The organism is Bacillus sp. MHSD_36 (assembly GCF_030757775.1).
Lineage (GTDB): Bacteria > Bacillota > Bacilli > Bacillales > Bacillaceae_G > Bacillus_A.
Window position 1 is genome coordinate 601,855 of sequence record NZ_JAVBIS010000002.1, and the last position, 17,392, is coordinate 619,246.

Annotated in this window: 17 protein-coding genes and 1 other annotated feature; of the genes, 3 read left to right on the forward strand and 14 right to left on the reverse strand. The window is 37.0% G+C overall.

The features are described 5' to 3' along the window. Positions 1-5: 5 nt before the first annotated feature. Together nadC and nadB are read right to left on the reverse strand one after the other, a co-directional pair. Positions 6-839 carry a carboxylating nicotinate-nucleotide diphosphorylase gene (gene nadC / locus Q9B79_RS11245; protein ID WP_306184116.1) on the reverse strand — a complete coding sequence of 278 codons (834 nt, stop codon included), beginning with the start codon at positions 837-839 and terminating at the stop codon, positions 6-8. A gap of 19 nt (positions 840-858) precedes the next feature. After that, complete coding sequence (nadB, locus tag Q9B79_RS11250) at positions 859-2,388, reverse strand: L-aspartate oxidase (RefSeq protein ID WP_306184118.1); 1,530 nt, start codon at positions 2,386-2,388, stop codon at positions 859-861. A gap of 153 nt (positions 2,389-2,541) precedes the next feature. Here nadB and Q9B79_RS11255 point away from each other — a divergent pair, with 153 nt between their 5' ends. The 3 genes from Q9B79_RS11255 to Q9B79_RS11265 all read left to right on the forward strand — a co-directional run bounded on the left by Q9B79_RS11255 (position 2,542) and on the right by Q9B79_RS11265 (position 4,953). Further along, entirely contained in the window at positions 2,542-3,684 is a 1,143-nt protein-coding gene (locus Q9B79_RS11255) for an IscS subfamily cysteine desulfurase (protein ID WP_306184120.1), read from the forward strand. After that, positions 3,684-4,226 (forward strand): transcription repressor NadR, encoded by a 543-nt coding sequence (locus Q9B79_RS11260; protein ID WP_306184122.1) that lies wholly within the window; start codon positions 3,684-3,686, stop codon positions 4,224-4,226. Before Q9B79_RS11255 ends, Q9B79_RS11260 begins: the two co-directional genes overlap by 1 nt. A 79-nt stretch (positions 4,227-4,305) precedes the next feature. Then, a complete protein-coding gene (locus Q9B79_RS11265; RefSeq protein ID WP_306184124.1) occupies positions 4,306-4,953 on the forward strand; it encodes an MOSC domain-containing protein in 648 nt (215 codons plus the stop codon). A gap of 217 nt (positions 4,954-5,170) precedes the next feature. Here the strand turns inward: Q9B79_RS11265 and pheA are convergent, their stop codons facing one another. From pheA to Q9B79_RS11325, 12 genes are all read right to left on the reverse strand, one after another. Next, on the reverse strand, positions 5,171-6,022 hold the full coding sequence (gene pheA / locus Q9B79_RS11270; protein ID WP_306184126.1) for a prephenate dehydratase: 852 nt from the start codon (positions 6,020-6,022) through the stop codon (positions 5,171-5,173). A 96-nt stretch (positions 6,023-6,118) separates the two neighbouring features. Continuing rightward, the gene (locus tag Q9B79_RS11275) at positions 6,119-8,032 is read right to left on the reverse strand and encodes an ABC transporter permease (protein WP_306184128.1); all 1,914 of its coding nucleotides are present in this window, start codon (positions 8,030-8,032) and stop codon (positions 6,119-6,121) included. Between the two features lie 49 nt (positions 8,033-8,081). Further along, the gene (locus Q9B79_RS11280; RefSeq protein ID WP_306184130.1) at positions 8,082-10,004 is read right to left on the reverse strand and encodes an ABC transporter permease; all 1,923 of its coding nucleotides are present in this window, start codon (positions 10,002-10,004) and stop codon (positions 8,082-8,084) included. Next, positions 9,979-10,755: an ABC transporter ATP-binding protein gene (locus Q9B79_RS11285; protein ID WP_000114530.1), complete on the reverse strand. Its 777-nt coding sequence runs from the start codon at positions 10,753-10,755 to the stop codon at positions 9,979-9,981. The genes Q9B79_RS11280 and Q9B79_RS11285 overlap by 26 nt, the downstream gene beginning before the upstream one ends. A 93-nt stretch (positions 10,756-10,848) precedes the next feature. Then, a complete protein-coding gene (locus Q9B79_RS11290) occupies positions 10,849-11,931 on the reverse strand; it encodes a HAMP domain-containing histidine kinase (protein ID WP_306184133.1) in 1,083 nt (360 codons plus the stop codon). Further along, positions 11,921-12,628: a response regulator transcription factor gene (locus Q9B79_RS11295; protein WP_000276717.1), complete on the reverse strand. Its 708-nt coding sequence runs from the start codon at positions 12,626-12,628 to the stop codon at positions 11,921-11,923. Before Q9B79_RS11295 ends, Q9B79_RS11290 begins: the two co-directional genes overlap by 11 nt. A gap of 292 nt (positions 12,629-12,920) precedes the next feature. Next, entirely contained in the window at positions 12,921-14,207 is a 1,287-nt protein-coding gene (gene obgE / locus Q9B79_RS11300) for a GTPase ObgE (RefSeq protein ID WP_306184135.1), read from the reverse strand. Further along, positions 14,207-14,755 (reverse strand): sporulation initiation phosphotransferase B, encoded by a 549-nt coding sequence (locus Q9B79_RS11305; protein WP_063224842.1) that lies wholly within the window; start codon positions 14,753-14,755, stop codon positions 14,207-14,209. The genes obgE and Q9B79_RS11305 overlap by 1 nt, the downstream gene beginning before the upstream one ends. Positions 14,756-14,818: 63 nt before the next feature. Continuing rightward, on the reverse strand, positions 14,819-15,109 hold the full coding sequence (gene rpmA / locus Q9B79_RS11310) for a 50S ribosomal protein L27 (protein ID WP_000944957.1): 291 nt from the start codon (positions 15,107-15,109) through the stop codon (positions 14,819-14,821). Between the two features lie 3 nt (positions 15,110-15,112). Further along, complete coding sequence (locus Q9B79_RS11315; RefSeq protein ID WP_306184138.1) at positions 15,113-15,457, reverse strand: ribosomal-processing cysteine protease Prp; 345 nt, start codon at positions 15,455-15,457, stop codon at positions 15,113-15,115. An 11-nt stretch (positions 15,458-15,468) separates the two neighbouring features. Further along, complete coding sequence (rplU, locus tag Q9B79_RS11320) at positions 15,469-15,777, reverse strand: 50S ribosomal protein L21 (protein ID WP_000270907.1); 309 nt, start codon at positions 15,775-15,777, stop codon at positions 15,469-15,471. Positions 15,778-15,791: 14 nt separating this feature from the next. After that, positions 15,792-15,869, reverse strand: a sequence feature (ribosomal protein L21 leader region). 77 nt (positions 15,870-15,946) lie between these two features. After that, on the reverse strand, positions 15,947-17,335 hold the full coding sequence (locus Q9B79_RS11325) for an Rne/Rng family ribonuclease (RefSeq protein ID WP_306184141.1): 1,389 nt from the start codon (positions 17,333-17,335) through the stop codon (positions 15,947-15,949). Positions 17,336-17,392: the final 57 nt, after the last annotated feature.

The following is a 17,392-nucleotide window of genomic DNA, read 5'->3' on the forward strand; positions in this document are numbered from 1 at the left end:
TTTCCTTACGCCTCTATGTTGAAACTAATATCAAGTGCTTTCACTGAATGTGTTAACGCTCCAAGTGAAATATAATCTACCCCCGTTTTTCCGTATTTCGATAAATCTTCAATTGTAATGCCTCCTGATGCTTCCGTAACGATGGCACTTGGTACAATCTTTGAAAACTCTCGAATCTCATCTGGTGTACGGTTATCAAACATAATAATATCCGCACCAGCAGCTACTGCTTCTTTCACTTGCTCCTCTGTTTCTGTTTCCACTTCTACTTTCACCATATGTCCTAATTTTTCTTTCACTGATGTAACAGCTTTCATAATAGAGCCAGCAAAAGCAATATGATTGTCTTTAATCATGACACCATCATACAAACCGAAACGGTGATTAAATCCGCCTCCGCACACGACCGCATACTTATCAAACATACGTAGCCCAGGCATTGTTTTTCGCGTATCACAAATACGTGTATGGCTACTATCTAAGGCACGAACAGCCTCATATGTCATTGTAGCTATCCCGCTCATACGCTGAATAACGTTTAATATAACGCGCTCTGCCGTTAATAACGAAGCAATTGGTCCTTGCGCAGTTGCTATTATTTCTCCCTTTTCTACAAAATCTCCATCTTTTTTATGAAGCTCCACTTCAATTCTCTCATCAATTAATTTAAATCCTTCTTCAATGACTAAACGTCCCGCGAAGACCCCTGTATCCTTCGCAAGAAATGTTCCTTTTGAAAGTAAATTCTCTGGAAAAATAAGCTGAGATGTTACATCTCTTTCTCCTATATCTTCTAGAAAAAATCGATTTAATGCTTCTTTAACCTTTATCGTATTCATAAAGCCCCTCTTCCTCTCATTACACAAGTTGTAGTTTTCTTTTAACTCGAACGATTTCTTTTTTCACGCTATTTCTATGTGGATAATCACTTCGATAATGGCCACCAATACTTTCTTCTCTTTGCAAAGCTGATACGACGATAAGCTCACACACTGTTAACATATTAATAATCGTTATTTCTTCATTCGTAAGAGCATCATGTTGTAAAATCATATTTCGAACACCGTACTTACTAAGCCATCTCTTTGCATAAGATAAATTTTGTTCTGTTCGCACAATCCCAACGTATTTCATCATGCATTCTTGTATTTCTTCTTTCGCCGGCAAATGATTCAGAACGATAAACTTCTTTTCCTTCTCACCAAAGTTGTTCAATCTGTCTTTTGTCACTTTCGTTAAAAGGTGCTGTCCTATTCTTTTTCCAAACACAAGACCTTCTAATAACGAATTACTTGCTAATCTATTTGCTCCATGAACACCGTTACAAGCTACTTCACCGACTGCATATAAATTTGGAATGGACGTCTCTCCATTACAGTTCGTTTTTACGCCGCCCATATGAAAATGAGCACCAGGTACGACCGGAATGCGTTTTTCAGTTATATCAACACCATTCTTTTTACACAATGATGATACAGTTGGAAAACGTTCTTCGAAATTTTGGATAGACTCAATGTTCAAATACACGTTTTCACCCGACAAAAGCTGTTCATGAATCGCTCTTGCCACTACATCACGCGGAGCGAGATCGTGATCTTGGTGTATATCCATCATAAAACGCTGCCCTTTTCCATTTATAAGGACAGCTCCTTCACCACGGACAGCTTCAGAAACGAGGCCACAGCATCGCCCGTCCGCGTATAACATTGTTGGATGAAATTGTACAAACTCTAAATCGACAAGCTCTCCGCCTGCGCGGTACACCATCGCAAGTCCATCACCCGTAATTGTCGTATCGTTAGAAGTATAGGCGTATAAACCTCCAATCCCACCTGTTGCTAACACTGTATAATCTGCAACGTAACGGTTCAGTTTCCCGTCACTATTTCGCGTTAAAACTCCCGCACATTTATCATTTTCTATAATAAAATCAAGCACCATTTCCTGTTCCACTACCGTAACGTGCGGAACTACTTCTTGAATGAAATGCTCTAATAAATTCTTCCCTGTTGCATCGCCGCCTGCATGTAAAATACGACGCTTTCGATGTGCACCTTCTTTTCCAAGATGAGGGCCCGTTTCATCCCCATCAAATTTCATTCCATTTTCAATGAGATGATTCATTTCTTTCGGTCCTTCCTCGACTAAATAACGGACCACATCTTCATTGTTATAATGACACCCTGCTACTAACGTATCTTCAAAATGATCATTTGGATTGTCATATGTAGCAACCGCTGCGGCAATTCCACCTTGCGCTAAATATGTATTATTATTACGGGTCGTTTTCTTTGTGATAATAATCACATTCTTTTCGTGACAAATCTCTTTCGCAACACGAAGTGCCGCAACGCCACTTCCAATAATTAAGACATCTGCACTTGGCATAATTGTTGCCTCCTACTTTACACTTTTCAACTGTCTTGACACCTATATTTACATAGTTTTAAAATAATGACAAGAGTTTTTTTTATAATTCTTATTTTCACTACCATTTAAAAAATACTAGAAATGTAACTCTTACTAGAGAGAGGAACTTACATGATGATATATCTTGACTATGCAGCTACTACACCTATGAGCGCGGAAGCATTACAAACATATATGAAAGCAGCATCGCAATACTTTGGAAATGAGCAAAGTTTACATGACATTGGGGGAACAGCTTCTTCTTTATTACAAGTTTGCAGAAAAACATTCGCTGACATGATTGGTGGAAAAGAACAAGGGATATTCTTCACAAGCGGTGGCTCGGAATCTAACTATCTTGCGATTCAATCTCTTCTAAATGCCCGAAATAAGAAGCATATTATTACGACACCTATGGAACATGCATCCATTCGAAGTTATTTTCAATCCTTACAATCAGAGGGGTATACAATTACTGAAATTCCTGTTGATACAGATGGGCTAATTCATTTAGATGATTTAGAAACAGCTATTACAGAGAATACTGTTCTAGCAAGTATACAGCACGGAAACTCTGAAATTGGAACCATTCAAAACATCGCAGAGATTGGGGCACTTTTAAAAAAATATAACGTTTTATTTCATTCAGATTGTGTGCAAACATTTGGTAAACTTCCTATCAATGTTTTTGAGATGGGGATTGATAGTCTTTCTGTTTCAGCACATAAAATATACGGACCGAAGGGTGTTGGCGCTTGCTATATAAATCCGCAAGTTCGCTGGACACAAATATTCCCGGGGACTTCTCATGAAAAAGGATTTCGTCCAGGCACAGTAAACGTTCCTGGCATCGCATCTTTTTTAACAGCTGCTGAGAATATATTAAAAAATCAACAGGAAGAAAGCTTACGTTTTAAAGAGTTACGATCCCACTTTTTGGAGGGATTACAAGCACTTCCTCTAGAAATTGAAGTAGAAGGTCATTCTACTTCTTGTTTACCACATATTATTGGGGTTACAATAAAAGGAATAGAAGGTCAATATACAATGCTAGAATGTAATCGCCGCGGTATTGCCATTTCTACCGGAAGTGCTTGTCAAGTCGGTAAACAAGAACCTTCGAAAACAATGCTTGCAATTGGAAAAACGTATGAAGAGGCAAAACAATATGTCCGCTTCTCTTTCGGGCAACAAACAACGAAAGATCAAATTGATACTACTATTCATGCACTACACACAATTGGAAATCAATTTTATAGAGGTGTTAAATCATAATGAAACAAAATGACCAAAAAAAAATTTTAGGTGAAGAAAGACGACAGCTTATCCTTCAGTGGCTTCTCGCTGCAAATGAGCCGTTATCTGGAAATGAACTATCGAAGAAGACAAACGTAAGTAGGCAAGTGATCGTCCAAGATATTTCCTTACTTAAAGCAAGAAACGAACCAATTATTGCAACTGCCCAAGGCTATTTATATTTAAAACCACAAGAAAAACAACAAGCTTTCGAACGCGTCATTGTATGCCAACATAAGCCAGCAGAAGTACGTCAAGAACTTACACTGCTTGTTGACCACGGCATTACAATTAAAGATGTAAAAGTTGAACATCCTGTATACGGTGACTTAACAGCGTCCATCATGGTAAGTAATCGCTTTGATGTAGAGCAATATTTACAAAAAATCGAAAACACAAATGCTTCCTATCTTTCGCAACTAACGGATGGTATTCACTTACATACAATTGAGGCAGATTCAAAAGAAAAGTTAGATGCAGCTTGCGAGGCACTAGATAAAGCAGGATTTCTCGTTTATTAATGTAAAGCACAGAGATTTTATCATTCTCTGTGCTTTTTTAATGCTATAATATTGTAATCAATCGTAAAGGAGATCAAATATGGGAATTGAACTCGTTCACTTTAGCATTGGCAAGCCGAAACAAATGAAATATAGCGAAGATAAAGAAATGATTACTGGTATATGTAAAGAACTTACCGAAGAAGCTTTCCTATCAAAAGATGGCTTCCTTGGCGATGATGTAGCAGATTTAAAACACCACGGTGGACCTGATCGCGCAGTTTGTGTGTACTCACACGAGCATTACGCACTATGGGAAAAAGAATTCCAAACAACACTTCCAGCTTCCGCATTTGGCGAAAATATTACCGTAACAAATATGTTAGAGCGTGAAGTTTGCATCGGAGATACATATCAACTAGGTGAAGCAATCATTCAAGTGACGCAAGCCCGAGTACCTTGTAGCACAATTTCAAAACGTCTTGGCATCACTGGCATACTGCCGCGCATTGTAGCAACTGGATTTACTGGCTACCTATGCCGCGTTCTTCAAGAAGGTACTGTGCGTAAAGATTCAAAAATCACATTACTAGAACGTCAACCGAGCAATGTTTCTGTATTGTTCTCTAACGAAATTTATTTTCATAATAGAAAAGATAAAGATGGCATTAAAAAGATTCTTGCTGTTCCAGAACTAGCCGATGTTTGGCGTGGTCAGTTAGAAGAGCGTCTTGCAAAGTTAAAATAAAGTGAAACTTTAATCAGTGGGGGTTTTCTTCATCCCCACTGATTATTAGTTGAACCAATCGGACTTTTATGGGCAGTTGATCCCCCGCCTAACTTCTTTTCTTTCGCTGAATTTTGAGGTGGGGGTCTTACTGCCCATTAAAGCGGGATAAATAAAATCCCACCATTTATTAGGTGGGATTTTATTTATCTATCACACGGTATAACCTAGTTTCCCCTTACAACCAATAAGAAGAATAACTTCCCAGCACAGTAACAGAAAAACCAAGTGCTTCAAGTTCCATCGTTACGCCTGGCAATAATACATCATCGTATGCTTTATCGACATCGATTAAGAAAAAGTAATTTCCAAGACCTGTTTTCATTGGACGCGATTCGATTTTTGATAAGTTTAATTTTCTCCATGCGAAAGCTGATAACACTTGATATAGCGCTCCTGCATAATCAGCGGGTAACGTTATCATAAGCGTCGTTTTCTCTCCTCGATTTTCTCCATTATTTGGGAGTATTGCTTTCTTTTTCTTATGGAGCACGAGGAAGCGTGTATGATTATTTTTATGCGTATGAATGCTACGTCTTACGATCGTTAATCCATATTTTTCTGCAGCTGCTTCATTTGCAATGGCAGCAATTTTTTCTTCAGGATGTTCTTTCACATATTGCGCAGCTGCACTTGTTGATGTCATATCTCGGACAGTTACCCCTTTTAACTCTTCATTTAAAAATTTATGACATTGCGCAATAGCGTGTGGATGAGAATGCACTGCATATACTTCTTCCCACACTTCTGCATACTGCGGATGTACAAGTAGGTGCTGCTGAATGGGTACTGTAATTTCTCCTACAATAGAAAGCGGTTGCTCATGTACGAGGTAATCAACTGTTATATTCACTGAGCCTTCTATGGCATTTTCTAGTGGTACCACTGCATAATCTACATTTCCATTTGCAGCTGCATCCATACAATCCGGAATCGTTCGATACGGCACATGCTCGGCTTCCGGAAAAAAACGACTCACCGCCATATTTGTAAATGTTGCTTCTGGTCCTAAATATCCTACTCGAATCATCGTCTTTTCCCCTCTTTTTCATTTTCTTACTGTTATACCATACTTTTTTATATTCTTCTATGTAAATTTCGAATATTAAAAAAAGACTAACTTTCGCTAGTCTAAATGTTTCTTATATTCTCTTTGAGCGAAGAAGAAATAAATGATACATGCTGCGATATAAAACAGAATGAACAAACCTACTTTTCTTAATGATCCATCCATAAAAAGCGTATTATGAAACGTATATAACGCAACTGCACTATGCATACTCCCTACTATAATTGGCGCAAAAAATAGCATACATAATTGCCAACGAGAAATTTTCCATACTTCTTCCTTTGTCATTCCAAGTTTAGATAGTGCACCATACTGCTTTCGGTCCGATGCAATATTATGGAACCATTTAAAATACACGATACTACATGAAGTAAGAAAGAATAATATACTAATAAATGAGCCTACAAATAGAGTAATATCGCCGCCTTCTTTCATATTTACATATAACTCCATATTGCTTCGAAATGCATTATTATTATCTTGTTTCATATGTTTCCGTAAATCTTCATTTAATTTTTTCGTCTTTTCGATATTTGGTAATGTGTAGCCTCTATATATCATTTTTTCAGAATCAGGAACCTGATTTGCTATACTATCAAAATCTTCATCATTCATAACGAAGAACAAACCATTAATGTACGAAGGATGATGGTTAAATTGAACCCCTTCTTTCTGACCGTTAAATACGAATTGATATAGTTGATTCATTACTTGCAATTGAATCTCTTTTTGATTATATACATTCGAATTATTGTATTTATTATAATAAACGAGTGTCACTGTACCTTTTTTAGGACGATACGTTTTCTGTTTTTGTTTCCTCGCTTCTTGGTTATATTCACTTTCTTTTATAAGCGGTACTATTGTTGTTTCTCCCTTATTAGATTGAAAGGATGCATACACTCCAACAAAACTTATATATTGAAAATCATCATACTCATATTGATGCAGTAATTTTTCAACCGCACCTTCCTCAAAGACTTCATGAGTAGAAATACCTTTTTCTATGTACGAAAACGAGTGTACCCCTCCAGTTCGCCACATATCTTGCATGCTAGAAAAATATAAGAACACCGTACCTGTTGCCGTAACTACAAACGTCGTTGCCATTGACATTAGAAAGAAAAAGCGACCATTTTCCTTCATACGATGTGATAATTGATTCACTATAAATAAATACGGATATGTATACATAATCTTTTTATTTCGTTTTATTATTTCTAATATTTGAGCAGTGCCGTGTGTAAAAGAAAAATATGTTCCAAAAGAGACAAGTATAGACACAGGGAAAAAATAGAACGCTATCGTTCGTATGGTCGCTTGTAACGCTAACGCATATCCTATCCCTAAACAAATAAATCCTAATATGCAAATCCACATTGATGTTTTCTTCTCTTTTTTATCTGCTCGAAATTCTTTCAATAACCGAATGATTTTTATATTCCATATACGTAAAGCACTTATAAAGGATAAGAAAACAAATACGACCATATACGCAATAAACGTTCCCCCAATCGCTCTCACATCAAATATGACAGGGAGTTCTTTCGGAAGCCCCAGTAACATACTAAACACCATGAAGAAGAGCTTTAAAAAGATCATGCCAAGCCCAATACCGAAAATATTAGCAAATACGCCGATCAATATTTGCTCGGTCATAATCACTCCTATTACGTTAGATTTCGTTGCTCCCATTAACATGTATAATCCTAATTCTTTCTTACGTGCCTCTATGAAAATAGAAGTAGAGTACAAAATAAATATGACGAAAAAAGAAATGATTATAACATTACATATAATAAGTCCCCAGCGTACGTTTTGATACCACATCGTCTCCTGCATATACGGATGCACAATGACAGACATGTATGCAAAAGACGCAAATATCGCAAAACAACTACTTAAGAAAAACACTTTATAATTACGCCAATTTCCTTTTATATTTTGCAGCGCTAGTTGCCGAATGTTCATCTATCGTCCTCCTATAACTTACTACATAGGCAAAAAGCTAGAGATTTCTCTAGCTTTGCACATGTTTCAAATATCCTCTTTGCGCGATTATAAAGTAAATCGCAGAAGCAACAATGTATGCTCCAATTACAATCGCACCTGATTTCCATAAATCGAGATAAAGCATTTTTCCTAGCGTATGAAGAGCAAATCCACTATGAATGGCACCAATTAAAATTGGGATAAAGAAGATAACACCCATTTGTCGAATTGCAATTTTACGAATTTCTTTATCTGTCATACCGATTCTCTTTAACGACTTAAATTGAATACGATCTTGCTCTTTATCGTTAAACCATTTAAAGTATGTCATACTACAAGCGAAGAAGAAGAACAGTACAGCTACAAAGAAGCCAATAAACATTGTAATTGCTCCACCTTCCCTTATATCTTTATAAGCAAACACTGAGTTTCTCAATTCACCTTGCTTTTCTGGTGCAATTTCCTTTTTCAAATCTAGCACAAGATCTTCGGTATTTTTCCAATCTTCAATATAATAACCATAATATTTCGTCTTTTCTTCGTCCGGTACAAGCTTTGCATATTTCTCAAAGTCTTGATCATTCACAATAAGATATTCGCTATCGTTAAAAACAGAATATGACGTTGGATCATTTAATCGAACAGACTGCTTTTGTCCGTTAATCTTAAATTCATACGGTTTCGTACGATCTATTTCCATAAGTTCATTTGCCGCATCAACCATAACCATCGTCGCGCTACCTGGTGCATTATGAACCTCTGTAATTTGCTCTTTCTTTTGTTTACGCACTTCCGCGTTATATTCTTTTTCTGAAATAATCGCCATTGGTACTTCACGTTCACTGTTAAACAACATTATTTTCTGTGTTGCAGGTAGTTTTACGTAGGTTACTTTTCGTGCATCTTCAAACCCATTTCTTTTTACAATCTCTTGTACTTTTTCTTCATTAATAAGACTATGCGTATTTAGCCCCTTTTCCTCATATGAAATAGCATGCGGCGTAAGCTCTACCGTTTTCGCACTCATATTTTCAAAATATACATACAGTGTACCAACTGCTGAAGATACGACCGCCGTAATGATAGAAATGACAAATAGAAAACGAGCATTATCTTTCATTTTATAAATAAGATTGCTAAGTACAAACATATTTGGGTACGTATAAAAAGATTGTTTTCGTTTTTGTAACGCCTTTAATACAACTGTACTACCTTGTGTAAACAGCAAATAAGTTCCGCCTATCGTCAGCCCTACAATCGGTAAAAAAAGAATGATAAAATTCATAATTGTTACTTGGAAACAAAGGACATACGCAGCAATAATACATCCTACACCAACTACACATAACGATGTAAATGCAAAAGGTTCTATTTTTTGTTTTCTTGCTTCTCTTAATAAATCAATAATTTGCAAGCGTCCTACTGTCCAAACGCTAAACAATGATAAGATTAAAAACAGAACAAAGTATACACCCGCTGTAATCAAAACTGCTTTACTATTCCATACGAGTGGAAGTGTTTTATCCATTTTCAATATTACACTTAATGCTTGGAAGAATAATTTTGAACAAAGCATACCAAGCCCAATACCTACTACAATGGCAATACTACCTAACATAAGCTGTTCTAATATAATCATTCGGCCAAGTTGTGATTTCGTTCCACCTATTAATGTTAGTAGACCAAACTCTTTTTTCCTTGCACGTAAAAATGTTGAATTTGCATATAAAATAAAGAGTGCTGAGAAGATGACTACAATATAATTCATTGATTCTAATCCTTTTGAAATCATCTCCCTCATACTAATATTACCGCTTACGACATCTGGATGATAAATGAAGGAAGCATACATGAAAAATACGACTATCGACAAACAACTACTTATAAGAAACGCTTTATAATTACGCCAATTTCCTTTTACATTACTAAGCGCGAGCTGGCGAAAGTTCATGATATTCTCCTCCTAGCATCGCAAGTACGTCCAGAATTTCTTGGAAAAAGGCTTGTTTCGTTCTTCCTTTATGTATTTCTGAGAAAATTTCTCCGTCGCGAATGAATAGAATACGTTCGCAATAACTCGCCGCTACTGGATCATGTGTTACCATTGCAATTGTCACTTTCTTTTGTTCATGTAAGTCTTGTAACGCACTCATTAATGATTTTGCTGACTTTGAATCTAAGTTTCCAGTTGGCTCATCCGCTAAAATTAAAGTCGGTTCATGAATGATCGCTCTCGCAGCTGCTGCACGTTGTTGTTGCCCGCCTGATACTTCATATACTTTTTTATTTAAAATTTCTTCGATATTTAAAAACTTTGCAATCTCAAGCACTTTTGCATCGATCTCATTTACAGATTTCTTCGCCATGACAAGCGGCAAAATGATATTTTCTTTAATTGATAACGTATCAAGTAAGTTAAAATCTTGGAAGATGAATCCTAAATGTGTACGGCGAAACTCCGCTAATTTTGCAGCACGCATTTGATTAATTTCTTCCCCATTTACAAGCACATGACCTGAAGTTTGCTTATCAATTGTTGCTAATAAATTTAAAAGCGTTGTTTTCCCGCTCCCTGAAGGACCCATAATCCCTACAAATTCGCCTTCTTCTATTTTAAAATTTATATCATTTAAAGCAGTCGTCGCTACTGAACCTTTTGATTGATACACTTTCGTTAATCCTTTTACTTCCAGAACACTCATTTCTAATCCCCCTATGTGTTTTCTTCTTACATTTACTATAAGAAAAATAAGAAAAAGAAACGAGTGATTTCCCTTACAAAACGCTTTGTTATCTTACAGTTTTGTCATTTTTCTCATTAATGTATGATATTCTTCATCTTTTGCAAATTGGAACGTGAACGTTGTCCCTTCCCCTTCAGCCGATTGTACATAAATACCGTGATGTAAATTATCGCAAATTTCCTTCGTAATATATAAGCCCATCCCGGTCGCTTCTCTTGTTTTACGGCCATTTATCCCCGTAAAGAATGGATCAAATATACGCTTTACATCTTGCTCTGGAATACCGATTCCATTGTCCTTAATATGTAATAACACCTTTTGATCTTTCTCTTCAATCTGAAATTGAATTTCCTTTTTCTCTACTTCTGAAATTTTCGTATACTTAATTGCATTTACTACAATTTGCCCTATAGCAATGCTGAGCCATTTTCTATCAGATGCAACCATACAAGTATCTTCCTCAAACATTACTTTCGGGAATACAGACGATTGAATGAAAGATTTTCGATTTTCATTAATAATACCTCGAATGATATCTATCACATTTACTACTTCTACTTTATAATCTTTCGCAAACTGCTCTAATCTTGCCATATGTAACGCTAAATCTAAACCATTTAGTATGCGGTTATTTTCTTCACGAATACTTTCAACTGTCGCTCTTGCTTCACGATGCTCTTTGCCAAACTTCTGCAATAGCAGTTCTATAACCGATACTGGTGTTTTCATTTGATGAATCCATTGGTTCATAAATATCATTTGCTGTTGCTCTTTCGCATGTTGTTTATGAACTTCATTCATATATTGCTGTCTTAATAACGTAAACGATTCAACGACCATCTCTTGCTCTGACGTATAAGAAGTATCAATAAGTAGTGAGTCATGTAATGTATTTCCGCCAGTAACGTACTTTTCGATGCTCTTTAAAAACACACTCCGTTTTCGATAATCGTAAATGAGGTATACAGTAAATACAACTGTCCCTAATAAGAGTCCATATAACCACGTACTCCAGTCAATTAATCTTTTGTCCAAAAGATTTTGCAACTGCAAAACGAGACCAAATAAACAGAGGCTAACAATATAAGAAAGAAGTAAAGAAAAGCGGTCCATGAGGTAATTTTTAACCTTCATGCCCTTCGCCCCACTCTGTAAGAAGCGCATAACCATATCCACGTTTCGTTACAATTGCATTTTTAATGCCTAGCTCCTCTAGTTTCTTCCTTACACGTTTTACATTTACGGTTAATGTATTATCATCGACAAAAGCTACTTCATCCCAGAGGGCCTCTAACAGTTCTTCTCGCGTTACATATTGATTTGCTTGTTTCATTAAACACTCTAATAAATAAAATTCATTTTTTGTCAGTTCTGTTTGTTGCCCTTGCCACTCAACAACATGTTGGGACGGAAATAACAACAGTCCATTTACACCTAAACAATCACTTTCTGCCGCAGAAGCATATTCACCATACCCACGCCGAAGTGCACTTTTCACCTTAGCCATTACAATATCTAAATGGAATGGCTTCGTAATGTAATCATCTCCACCATTTTCAATTGCCATCACTTGATCCATTTCTCCTGTTCTTGCAGACACAAAAATAATTGGTGCATTCGATACCGTGCGGATTTGGCGACACCAATAGAAACCATCAAAATACGGTAAATTAATATCTAGTAACACGAGATGTGGATTTACTTTTACGAACTCATCTTTTATATGCCGTAAATCACTTGCTCTAAATGACTGATAGCCATACCTTTCTAAATGCTCCTCTAATATCCCCGCGATTTTCTCGTCATCTTCTACAATTAATATTTTATACATGTTCATTTTCTCCCCATAAAAAATTCTTCTAAAACCACTCCTCTTTTTATTATAAATTGAAAATTTAATTAGTGGGGATTTTTTCCTGTTTAAATCAGACTTTTAAGATATAAAGTGAAACTTTAATCAGTAGGGGTTTTCTTCATCCCCCACTGATTATCAGCCCTCACCAATCGGACTTTTATGGGCAGTTGATCCCCCTCCTAACTTCTTTGCTTTCGCTGCATTTTGAGGTGGGGGCCTTACTGCCCATTAAAGTGGGATAAAAAAAGACTGCCATATTTCGGCAGTCTTAGTCGATAAATTCAAATTCATATTCAAGAATTTTTACAATATCTCCGTCTTTTGCACCACGTGCACGAAGCGCTTCATCGATACCCATTCCGCGCATTTGGCGAGCGAAACGACGTATAGATTCATCACGTGAGAAGTCTGTCATTTTGAATGTCTTCTCAATATCGTAACCAGAGATAACAAACGTGCCGTCACTTTCACGTGTAATTTCAAATTTAACACCTTCAGTATCAAATTTATACATTACACTTGTGTCAGACTCATCCGCTACTTCATGTATTGGGAATTCTGGGGTTGTTTCTATTAAGTTCGCTACTTCAAACAGTAAGTCACGAACCCCTTGTTTCGTTACAGCTGAGATCGGGAAGATTTTTACTTCGTCCCCCACTTTCTCTTTAAATGCTTGTAAGTTTTCTTCTGCATCTGGCATATCCATTTTGTTTGCAACAACAACTTGTGGACGCTCTGTTAAGCGAAGATTGTATTCTTTTAATTCATTATTAATCGTTACGTAATCTTCATATGGATCACGGCCTTCTAAACCAGACATATCAACAACATGCACGATTACACGTGTACGCTCGATATGACGTAAGAATTGGTGTCCAAGTCCGACGCCAGCATGTGCCCCTTCAATTAGTCCAGGAAGGTCAGCCATAACGAAGCTGCGGTTATCACCAGTTTCAACAACACCAAGATTTGGAACGATTGTTGTGAAGTGATACTCTGCAATTTTCGGACGTGCTGATGATACGACAGATAATAATGTAGATTTACCTACACTTGGGAATCCAACAAGTCCAACGTCTGCTAGTACTTTAAGTTCTAGAATGACATCACGCTCTTGACCTGGTTCCCCGTTCTCAGCGATTTCTGGCGCTGGATTCGTAGCTGTTGCGAAACGTGAGTTACCACGGCCACCGCGGCCACCTTTTGCAATTACAGCAGTTTGTCCATGCGTTACTAAATCGGCAAGAATTTGACCAGTTTTTTCATCTTTTACTACTGTTCCTGGTGGAACCTTTACAAGTAAGTCTTCAGATTTACGTCCGTGCTGCCCTTTACTCATTCCGTGCTGACCGCGATCAGCTTTGAAATGACGTTGGTAGCGGAAGTCCATTAATGTACGTAAGCCTTCCTCAACAACGAAAACAACATCTGCACCTTTACCACCGTCGCCACCTGCTGGGCCACCTTTTGGAACATACTTCTCACGACGATACGCAACCATTCCGTTACCACCGTCGCCGCCTTTTACATATATCTTGACCTGATCTACAAACATTATTTCACCACACTTTTTTCAATTGGTTGTAATATAACTGAGACTTCTTCGTCTCGCACTGTATAAGAAATGGAATACCATTTATTGTTTTGGTTCGCAAGCCAATTCTGTAGTTCTTCTACACTCGTTAGCTTACCACGAAAATCAAAAAAGAAACGAGCATTCTCCGCGTCACATTCAATTGTGATACAAACATAATTTTCAACATATACGTCTAAACTATGCTGAAGCATTGAGAAAAATTGATTCGTCCATGTACATACAGTCTCATCCAAGTGAGATAAGTTATGTAATTTCCCTAATACTTCGTACTCCAATAAGCACGGCTGCTGTTTCCAATTATATGTTAAAATCCACTCTGAAAATAAAGGCATTGATAGCCCCATCAGATTGGATTCTTGTCTCGCTTCTTGGACAAAACGATCGATGAGACTATGAATTTCTTCCACTTTTCCAAGGGAAAGGTTTCCTTTCACCATCTGCATACGATTGAGCCAATCATGTCTTGAATGGCGCAATGCATCTATAATTGTCCATTTTTCATTCATTTAGATACCCCTTAATATAGAAAAACTCTAACCTGCACTCAGGTTAGAGTTTTCCGTGAGTTCTTATGCTTCTTGAGCAACAGGATATACGCTCACTTGTTTGCGGTCACGGCCAAGACGCTCGAAGCGTACTACGCCGTCAACTTTCGCGTATAAAGTGTCATCGCCACCACGACCAACGTTAACACCTGGATAAATTTTTGTACCGCGTTGACGGTAAAGAATTGAACCACCTGAAACCGTTTGACCATCTGCGCGTTTAGCACCAAGACGTTTTGACTGAGAGTCACGACCGTTCTTTGTACTACCTACACCTTTCTTAGATGCGAAAAACTGAAGATCTAATCTTAACATACGTTACACCTCCTGCACTTTTTCTATTAAACGGATATATTTTCCGTAATCAAGTTCGATCGTCTTAAGCGAAACAACCAATCCTTCTAAAAGTATCTGTGCTTTTTCCATTGTATGAACGTCTAAATCATTAGGCAATTCATACGTTAAGAATCCGCCATCACTTCCGAGTTCAATAGTTGCCTGCACATCACAAAGTTCTTCCACTGCATTTATAGAACCAAACACAACCGCTGTAGTTCCAGCACAGACAAGATCTTGTCCATGTGGCGCATAATCGGCATGTCCAGTCATTTTAAATGATTGGATACTTCCTAATTTCGTGCGACTTATCGTAATTTTAATCATGTTAACCAGAATTAAGCGTTGATAGCTTCAACAACTAGCTTAGTGTAAGGTTGACGATGACCTTGTTTCTTACGATTGTTCTTTTTCGCTTTGTATTTGAAAACGATAATTTTCTTAGCGCGACCTTGTTTTTCAACTTTCGCAGTAACTGTTGCACCTTCTACAACTGGGCTACCAACTTTAACGTTTTCGCCACCAACGAAAAGAACTTTGTCAAAAGTAACAGTTTCACCAGCTTCAACATCTAATTTTTCAATGTAGATTGCTTGACCAGCTTCAACTTTAATTTGTTTTCCACCTGTTTCGATAATTGCGTACATACTTGCACCTCCTCTTAATTACTAAGACTCGCCAAAAACGAGGTAGACATAAATGCCTTTAGGGAACCTGTCTTGTGCGGTTGTAGCATATAGCCGTTTAGGTGCTATAAACTATAACATAAAGATGTTATCATGAATCATAGACGGTTGTCAATGAAAGTTCTACTAACTATTTTTTCCGTTCTATAATTTCTTTTTTACTTCCAAAACGAATAATAGCGTACTTTTCGATCATATCATCTTTGAAATAAATTTCAAATGGAATATTTTTTTGTAATTCTTTTTGCAAAAATTGTTTTTGCAGTTCTTTAGGTGCAGCAATTAATACTGCCTCTTCCTCTATATTGCCATATGTAATTAACTCTCTCTCTAACTCATACGCAATTGTTTCATATGACATCACATAACCCGTCGCTTTGCACGGTACACACTCTTCTAGTAGTACGTCGCGTAAAGAATGCTTTTTACGTTTACGTGTCATCTCTAAAATCCCTAACTCTGTAAACCCGAGCACTCTTGTATATGTGCGATCATTTTGCATAGCAGCAATGAGACATTCTCTTATCTTTTCTTTATCTTCTCTTCTTTTCATATTAATGAAATCAATTAATATCATACCACCGATATCACGCAGTCTTAATTGACGTGCTATTTCTTCAGCTGCCACTTCATTTGTACGAAGGACTGTATCTTGTAAGTTCTGTTTTCCAGTAAACTTGCCCGTATTCACATCAATTACAGTCATCGTCTCCATTTGTTCCACAATTAAATAAGCACCATTCGGGAGCCATACAATTTTTTGAAGTGCTTTCTCGATTTCACGCTCTATTCCAAAATGGCTAAACATTGAAGATTTTTCATTATAATAAGATACTTTCTCTTCCCCAATTTTTTCTTCTAATTCTTTTACTATACTTCTTGTATCTACAACTACCTTTTCAATCGTTTCAATTGGATTCTCTTGAAATACGCGATCTAAAAAGGTGGCCGGTCGATGAAGTAGTAACGGTGCCTTTCCTTGCCCCTCTTTTCTTTTTAACTCTTCATATAACTGCTGTAACTTTTGCATTTCAGCTTGTATTTCTTCAATTTCTCCTTTTTCAGAAGCAGAGCGAAATATGTATCCACCTGTCCCTTCTACTTCAATTTGGAGTAGTTGTTGCCTTCTTTTATTATTTTTTATTTTCCGAGAAACCGCACGCATTTCATCATACGGCATATAAACGACATATTTCCCGGTAAATTCTATATTCGCTGTCAATTTCGGTCCTTTCGTATCAATTGCCTCTTTCACAACTTGTACGAGTACCGCTTGCCCTTCATGTATACGATAAGAAGACGGTACATCATCGTATGAAAGATACGCATGTTTTTCTAAACCGATATTTACAAAAGCTGCGTTCATTCCAGCAATCGTTCTTACAATACGTCCAACATAAATATGCCCAACAATCTCTTGTTCTTCATTTCGCTTCCATAAAAACTCAACAATTTTTTTCTTCTCTTCAATTGCAACGCGTTTTTCCGATCCAGCGTAGTTCATATATAACGTTTTCAAAATTCTTTCCTCACTTTATAATCATCTTTGCTTTTACAATAATAAAAGGTTAGTGCT

What these genes read in the sequence shown, in the direction of transcription:
- nadB (WP_306184118.1), bottom strand. Translation starts at nt 2,388, where the DNA reads ATGCCAAGTGCAGATGTCTTAATTATTGGAAGTGGCGTTGCGGCACTT.
- rplU (WP_000270907.1), bottom strand. Translation starts at nt 15,777, where the DNA reads ATGTACGCAATTATCGAAACAGGTGGAAAACAAATTAAAGTTGAAGCT.
- Q9B79_RS11280 (WP_306184130.1), bottom strand. Translation starts at nt 10,004, where the DNA reads ATGAACTTTCGCCAGCTCGCGCTTAGTAATGTAAAAGGAAATTGGCGT.
- Q9B79_RS11285 (WP_000114530.1), bottom strand. Translation starts at nt 10,755, where the DNA reads ATGAGTGTTCTGGAAGTAAAAGGATTAACGAAAGTGTATCAATCAAAA.
- nadC (WP_306184116.1), bottom strand. Translation starts at nt 839, where the DNA reads ATGAATACGATAAAGGTTAAAGAAGCATTAAATCGATTTTTTCTAGAA.
- obgE (WP_306184135.1), bottom strand. Translation starts at nt 14,207, where the DNA reads ATGTTTGTAGATCAGGTCAAGATATATGTAAAAGGCGGCGACGGTGGT.
- Q9B79_RS11305 (WP_063224842.1), bottom strand. Translation starts at nt 14,755, where the DNA reads ATGAATGAAAAATGGACAATTATAGATGCATTGCGCCATTCAAGACAT.
- pheA (WP_306184126.1), bottom strand. Translation starts at nt 6,022, where the DNA reads ATGATTCGAGTAGGATATTTAGGACCAGAAGCAACATTTACAAATATG.
- Q9B79_RS11265 (WP_306184124.1), top strand. Translation starts at nt 4,306, where the DNA reads ATGGGAATTGAACTCGTTCACTTTAGCATTGGCAAGCCGAAACAAATG.
- rpmA (WP_000944957.1), bottom strand. Translation starts at nt 15,109, where the DNA reads ATGTTAAGATTAGATCTTCAGTTTTTCGCATCTAAGAAAGGTGTAGGT.
- Q9B79_RS11255 (WP_306184120.1), top strand. Translation starts at nt 2,542, where the DNA reads ATGATGATATATCTTGACTATGCAGCTACTACACCTATGAGCGCGGAA.
- Q9B79_RS11315 (WP_306184138.1), bottom strand. Translation starts at nt 15,457, where the DNA reads ATGATTAAAATTACGATAAGTCGCACGAAATTAGGAAGTATCCAATCA.
- Q9B79_RS11295 (WP_000276717.1), bottom strand. Translation starts at nt 12,628, where the DNA reads ATGTATAAAATATTAATTGTAGAAGATGACGAGAAAATCGCGGGGATA.
- Q9B79_RS11260 (WP_306184122.1), top strand. Translation starts at nt 3,684, where the DNA reads ATGAAACAAAATGACCAAAAAAAAATTTTAGGTGAAGAAAGACGACAG.
- Q9B79_RS11275 (WP_306184128.1), bottom strand. Translation starts at nt 8,032, where the DNA reads ATGAACATTCGGCAACTAGCGCTGCAAAATATAAAAGGAAATTGGCGT.
- Q9B79_RS11290 (WP_306184133.1), bottom strand. Translation starts at nt 11,931, where the DNA reads ATGAAGGTTAAAAATTACCTCATGGACCGCTTTTCTTTACTTCTTTCT.